The sequence below is a fragment of the Thiolapillus sp. genome (genome assembly GCF_048562965.1).
In the GTDB taxonomy this organism is placed as follows: Bacteria; Pseudomonadota; Gammaproteobacteria; order Chromatiales; family Chromatiaceae; genus Thiolapillus; species Thiolapillus brandeum_A.
In genome coordinates, this window is the sequence record NZ_JBHNMF010000778.1 from 1 (window position 1) to 1,384 (window position 1,384).

At 53.9% G+C, this 1,384-nt stretch carries 2 protein-coding genes; one reads left to right on the forward strand and one right to left on the reverse strand.

The window, feature by feature from the left end:
* The first annotated feature begins 346 nt into the window (after window positions 1-346).
* Window positions 347-1,063, forward strand: a complete 717-nt coding sequence (locus ACOCD2_RS20010) for a Crp/Fnr family transcriptional regulator (RefSeq protein ID WP_293650258.1) — start codon at window positions 347-349, stop codon at window positions 1,061-1,063.
* Between the two features lie 49 nt (window positions 1,064-1,112).
* Here ACOCD2_RS20010 and ACOCD2_RS20015 read toward each other — a convergent pair whose 3' ends face one another.
* Entirely contained in the window at window positions 1,113-1,292 is a 180-nt protein-coding gene (locus tag ACOCD2_RS20015; protein ID WP_293650257.1) for a hypothetical protein, read from the reverse strand.
* Between the last annotated feature and the right edge of the window lie 92 nt (window positions 1,293-1,384).

Sequence of the window (1,384 nt, forward strand, 5' to 3'; positions counted from 1 at the left end):
ACCCACGGATCTCAGGGGTAGCGCTTCTGCCAAAAACGTTATCCAATAACACAGTTCGCGGGGGATACGGCTATATCCTTTCGCGTCCATAGCGGCCTCCAGAAGTTTGTGTTGATTTCTCTTCTGAGAGGCCGCACCTTGCTATGTCAACTATTTTTTGAGATTTTTAGTGGTTTTTCTCCTCTGAAACTCTAGACTCTAAACTCTAGTTTGGTTATACTCGTAAAGAAAGAAAAGCCGGTCATGAAACCGGCTGACAGTCGATTCCGGAAGCATAATCCGGAACGGCGAATTCACCTTCCCGTATGTATCGGGCAAGACTTACACCAGAGCTGGCATTACTTCCATGGCGCATTCCATAGATGAATTGGCCTCCACCGGGAATCTTTCGCCAAACATCAAAATGCTGTTTGGCGTTTACCCTGAACTGGACCAACCTGACAACCTCCCCTGGCTGGAGCTTCTCGAGCGCGCAACCTTCATCGATCTCCCCGCCCAGAATACCCTGGTTCGCCAGGGCACCAGCTGCAATAATTTCCTGTTCCTGCTCGACGGCGCGGTGCGTGTGTATCAAATGGCCGAAGACGGCCGTGAAATGACCCTCTACCGTATCAACCCCGGTGATATCTGCCTGATGAGCCTCAGCAGCCTGCTCAACGACAAGCCATTCAAGGCCAATGCAAAGACCGACACGTCCATCAGGGCCCTGATGCTCAGTGTCAGGGATTTTCACCTGGCCATGAAAGTCAGCGACAGTTTCCGCAACCAGGTTTTGCGCAGTCTGGTGAACAGTGTCTGTGAGATCATGCACAGCTTTTACGATACGGCTTTCGAGCCCCTGGAGCTGCGCCTTGCCTGCCTGCTGGGTCACATGTTCGAACGTTCACATTCCGAAACCCTGGACATCACCCACCAGCAACTCGCCATGGAGCTGGGCACATCCCGGGAAGTAGTCAGCCGCATACTCAAACGCCTGGAAAAACAGCAGTGCATTACCCTGTCGCGAGCCCAGATAAGTGTAGGGCCGGCACAAAGCCTGCCCTGGCAATCCCAGGGAACATAAAGCCCAAAAGCCGCCACGCCAAAGCCACGGCCCGGCACTCCCTACAACATCAGGGCTTGCATGAAACCGGCTCCGCAACCACGGCGAACTCCCCGGCCGCCTCGATACTGAATCCCGGAGACAAAATGATCTCCGGCGCACGGTAACGAACGCTGACGCCACCCTCTACGACCACCGTGTTCCCGGTGTGAATACTGATCTCGGAGTAACTACTCACCCCTATCAGCATAGAGCTGTCCCGAAAAGGCCATTTGAATGGCGACCAGCGGATTGTATCCCTGATTTGCCATGGTCTGCAGGTAACTGGAGATGCGGCAATAG